Below are 5,372 nucleotides of genomic sequence, written 5' to 3'. Positions count from 1 at the left end.
TGGTTGTTTCTGATTCAAAGGATCGCTTTTCCGATTGTCGGCTCACCGGTTTTTCCGGTTTGTCTATATTTTTCAACGGAGAGTTTGATCCTGGCTCAGGACGAACGCTGGCGGCGTGCTTAACACATGCAAGTCGAGCGGTAAGGCCCCTTCGGGGGTACACGAGCGGCGAACGGGTGAGTAACACGTGAGCAACCTACCCTCAACTTTGGGATAAGCCTCGGAAACGGGGTCTAATACCGGATAATACTGACCGTCTCATGGTGGTTGGTTGAAAGTTCTGGCGGTTGGGGATGGGCTCGCGGCCTATCAGCTTGTTGGTGGGGTAATGGCCTACCAAGGCGTCGACGGGTAGCCGGCCTGAGAGGGCGACCGGCCACACTGGGACTGAGACACGGCCCAGACTCCTACGGGAGGCAGCAGTGGGGAATATTGCGCAATGGACGAAAGTCTGACGCAGCAACGCCGCGTGAGGGATGACGGCCTTCGGGTTGTAAACCTCTTTCAGCAGGGACGAAGCGAGAGTGACGGTACCTGCAGAAGAAGGACCGGCCAACTACGTGCCAGCAGCCGCGGTAATACGTAGGGTCCGAGCGTTGTCCGGAATTATTGGGCGTAAAGGGCTCGTAGGCGGTTCGTCACGTCGGGAGTGAAAACTCGGGGCTTAACCCCGAGCCTGCTTCCGATACGGGCAGACTAGAGGTAGGCAGGGGAGAGCGGAACTCCTGGTGTAGCGGTGGAATGCGCAGATATCAGGAAGAACACCGGTGGCGAAGGCGGCTCTCTGGGCCTTACCTGACGCTGAGGAGCGAAAGCGTGGGTAGCGAACAGGATTAGATACCCTGGTAGTCCACGCCGTAAACGTTGGGCGCTAGGTGTGGGGGACATTCCACGTCCTCCGTGCCGCAGCTAACGCATTAAGCGCCCCGCCTGGGGAGTACGGCCGCAAGGCTAAAACTCAAAGGAATTGACGGGGGCCCGCACAAGCGGCGGAGCATGCGGATTAATTCGATGCAACGCGAAGAACCTTACCTGGGTTTGACATATAGGGAAATCTCGCAGAGATGCGGGGTCCGTAAGGGTCCTATACAGGTGGTGCATGGCTGTCGTCAGCTCGTGTCGTGAGATGTTGGGTTAAGTCCCGCAACGAGCGCAACCCTCGTCCTATGTTGCCAGCACGTCCTTCGGGATGGTGGGGACTCATAGGAGACTGCCGGGGTCAACTCGGAGGAAGGTGGGGATGACGTCAAGTCATCATGCCCCTTATGTCCAGGGCTTCACGCATGCTACAATGGCCGGTACAAAGGGCTGCGAAACTGTAAGGTGGAGCGAATCCCAAAAAGCCGGTCTCAGTTCGGATTGGGGTCTGCAACTCGACCCCATGAAGTCGGAGTCGCTAGTAATCGCAGATCAGCAACGCTGCGGTGAATACGTTCCCGGGCCTTGTACACACCGCCCGTCACGTCATGAAAGTCGGCAACACCCGAAGCCGGTGGCCTAACCCTTGTGGAGGGAGCCGTCGAAGGTGGGGCTGGCGATTAGGACGAAGTCGTAACAAGGTAGCCGTACCGGAAGGTGCGGCTGGATCACCTCCTTTCTAAGGAGCATTCGGCGGGTTACTCGAGAGAGTGTGCCTGCCTATTCATCGTTTCCAGGGCGAATGTTCCTGGGCGATGGTGCTTCGGAATGTGGAACATTGACCATTAGGCCAGGAGCTTTTCTGCACGAAGTTAGTACTGTGTTTCCTTTCGAGGGAACGCGTGGAACGCGGGTGACGGATAAGTGAGTGGCCGAGGCGCGCTGTTGGGTCCTGAGGAATCGGGCCTGCCTGAGTGATCAGGTTGGACTGTTTCTTCTGGGTCACGGTTCAACCGGTGACGGTTGAGTTGGTGGCTGGGGCCGGCTCTCACCAAACTGCGGTGGGGTTCTTCTTCTGGGTGTGTTGTTTCCCTGGGGGTTGGGTTCTGTGGTGTGTGGTGATGTTGGGCTGGTTTTCCTGCCCGTATTTTGAGAACTGTATAGTGGACGCGAGCATCTCTTTGTAGCGTAATTTTGCTTTTTGTTTGTTTGTTTTGTGACAAGCTACTAAGGGCAATCGGTGGATGTCTTGGTACCAAGAGCCGATGAAGGACGTTGGAGCCTGCGATAAGCCCCGGGGAGTTGGCAACCGAGCTGTGATCCGGGGGTGTCCGAATGGGGAAACCCAGCTGGCATTCTAAAGCCAGTTACCAGTGCCTGAACACATAGGGTTCTGGAGGGAACGCGGGGAAGTGAAACATCTCAGTACCCGCAGGAAGAGAAAACAAAAGTGATTCCGTGAGTAGTGGCGAGCGAAAGCGGATGAGGCTAAACCATGTGCGTGTGATAGCCGGCGTGCGTTGCGCATGTGGGGTCGTGGGAGCATTCTGACACTAATGCCGTGGTGTCGAAGAGTTATCAATCACTGTTGAAGTCGAATCTTCTGGAATGTTGAGCCGTAGTGGGTTATAGCCCTGTAGGCGTAAGACAGTGACTCTTGAGTGTTTTCCCAAGTAGCACGGGACTCTTGAAATCCCGTGTGAATCTGGCGGGACCACCCGCTAAGCCTAAATACTTCTTGGTGACCGATAGCGGACTAGTACCGTGAGGGAAAGATGAAAAGTACCCCGGGAGGGGAGTGAAATAGTACCTGAAACCGGTTGCCTACAATCCGTCGGAGCATTCACTTTGTGGGTGTGACGGCGTGCCTTTTGAAGAATGAGCCTGCGAGTTAGTGGTGTGTGGCGAGGTTAACCCGTGTGGGGTAGCCGTAGCGAAAGCGAGTCTGAATAGGGCGCTTTAGTCGCATGCTCTAGACCCGAAGCGGAGTGATCTATCCATGGGCAGGTTGAAGCGTGGGTAAGACCGCGTGGAGGACCGAACCCACCAGGGTTGAAAACCTGGGGGATGACCTGTGGATAGGGGTGAAAGGCCAATCAAACTCCGTGATAGCTGGTTCTCCCCGAAATGCATATAGGTGCAGCGTCGCGTGTTTCTTACCGGAGGTAGAGCACTGGATGGTCTAGGGGGCTTACCGGCTTACCGAAATCAGCCAAACTCCGAATGCCGGTAAGTGAGAGCGCGGCAGTGAGACTGCGGGGGATAAGCTCCGTAGTCGAGAGGGAAACAGCCCAGATCACCAGCTAAGGCCCCTAAGCGATTGCTAAGTGGAAAAGGATGTGGAGTTGCCCAGACAACCAGGAGGTTGGCTTAGAAGCAGCCACCCTTGAAAGAGTGCGTAATAGCTCACTGGTCAAGTGATTCCGCGCCGACAATGTAGCGGGGCTCAAGCAATCCGCCGAAGCTGTGGCACTCACACAAGTACCCGGCCAACTTGTTGGTCCAGGTGTGTGGGTGGGTAGGGGAGCGTCGTGCAGCGTGTGAAGCAGCCTAGTGATGGAGTTGTGGATGCTGCACGAGTGAGAATGCAGGCATGAGTAGCGAATGACGGGTGAGAAACCCGTCCGCCGAATGATCAAGGGTTCCAGGGTCAAGCTAATCTGCCCTGGGTAAGTCGGGACCTAAGGCGAGGCCGACAGGCGTAGTCGATGGACAACGGGTTGATATTCCCGTACCGGCATTAACACGACCCGACCGAACCCGCTGATGCTAAGGAACAGAAGCTGTGAGGCCTTCGGGCTGAGTGGTGGATGTTTTGACCCGAGGTGGTAGTAGGTGCATTGAGGAGTGACGCAGGAGGGTAGTCCAACCGCGGCGATGGTAGGCGCAAGCTGATCCGCGGGCAAGGTGGTAGGGCGAGGCATAGGCAAATCCGTGTCTCACATAGCCTGAGAGCCGAGGCGGACCCGTTCAGGGGAAGTGGATGATCCCATGCTGCCGAGAAAAACTTCGCAGTGAGTGTTAGAGCCGCCCGTACCCCAAACCGACACAGGTGATCAGGTAGAGAATACCAAGGCGATCGAGTGAACCATGGTTAAGGAACTCGGCAAAATGCCCCCGTAACTTCGGGAGAAGGGGGACCGGATCCGTTACACCACTTGCTGGTGGAAGCGGTGATGGTCGCAGAGACCAGGCCCAAGCGACTGTTTACTAAAAACACAGGTCCGTGCGAAGAAGTAATTCGATGTATACGGACTGACGCCTGCCCGGTGCTGGAACGTTAAGGGGACAGGTTAGCTGGCTTAGGTCGGCGAAGCTTTGAACTTAAGCGCCAGTAAACGGCGGTGGTAACTATAACCATCCTAAGGTAGCGAAATTCCTTGTCGGGTAAGTTCCGACCTGCACGAATGGCGTAACGACTTGGGCGCTGTCTCAACCGTGGACTCGGCGAAATTGCATTACGAGTAAAGATGCTCGTTACGCGCAGCAGGACGGAAAGACCCCGGGACCTTTACTACAACTTGGTATTGGTGGTCGGTACAATTTGTGTAGGATAGGTGGGAGACTGTGAAGCTCGGACGCCAGTTCGGGTGGAGTCATCGTTGAAATACCACTCTGATTGTTCTGGCTGTCTAACTTTGGTCCGTTATCCGGATCAGGGACAGTGCCTGGTGGGTAGTTTGACTGGGGCGGTCGCCTCCTAAAAGGTAACGGAGGCGCTCAAAGGTTCCCTCAGCCTGGTTGGCAATCAGGTGTCGAGTGTAAGTGCACAAGGGAGCTTGACTGTGAGACAGACATGTCGAGCAGGGACGAAAGTCGGAACTAGTGATCCGGCGGTGGCATGTGGGAGCACCGTCGCTCAACGGATAAAAGGTACCCCGGGGATAACAGGCTGATCTTCCCCAAGAGTCCATATCGACGGGATGGTTTGGCACCTCGATGTCGGCTCGTCGCATCCTGGGGCTGGAGTAGGTCCCAAGGGTTGGGCTGTTCGCCCATTAAAGCGGCACGCGAGCTGGGTTTAGAACGTCGTGAGACAGTTCGGTCCCTATCCGCTGCGCGCGCAGGAGACTTGAGAAGGGCTGCCCCTAGTACGAGAGGACCGGGGTGGACGAACCTCTGGTGTGCCAGTTGTTCCGCCAGGAGCACGGCTGGTTGGCTACGTTCGGGAGTGATAACCGCTGAAAGCATCTAAGCGGGAAGCACGCTTCAAGATGAGGTCTCCCACCGGGTTAACCGGGTAAGGCCCCCAGTAGACCACTGGGTTGATAGGCCAGAAGTGGAAGCGCCGCAAGGTGTGGAGCTGACTGGTACTAATAGGCCGAGGGCTTGTCACACACACAACCCCCTTCAAGGTCGGGTTGTCAGACTTCAACGAGCCTGCGCTACTTGTAACGATGTTCGCGTTCACTGTACGGTTCCCGGAATACGGTCACCCCAGCCCATGTGGCTCTGGTTGGTTGATAGTGTTCTCATATTGTTTCGGTGGCCATAGCGTCGGGGAAACACCCAGT

At 56.1% G+C, this 5,372-nt stretch carries 2 rRNA genes; both read left to right on the top strand.

From position 1 onward, the window contains the following. Positions 1-72 precede the first annotated feature (72 nt). Positions 73-1,597 (top strand): 16S ribosomal RNA (locus EV645_RS02565). A gap of 478 nt (positions 1,598-2,075) precedes the next feature. Continuing rightward, positions 2,076-5,195 (top strand): 23S ribosomal RNA (locus tag EV645_RS02560). The 16S and 23S rRNA genes sit together here, the layout of an rRNA operon. The last annotated feature ends 177 nt before the right edge of the window (positions 5,196-5,372 follow it).

Origin of the sequence: Kribbella rubisoli, assembly GCF_004217145.1 — a bacterium.
Classification (GTDB): Bacteria; Actinomycetota; Actinomycetes; order Propionibacteriales; family Kribbellaceae; genus Kribbella; species Kribbella rubisoli.
The sequence above is the reverse complement of the archived record's forward strand: the minus strand, read 5'-3'. Positions and strand labels throughout refer to the sequence as shown.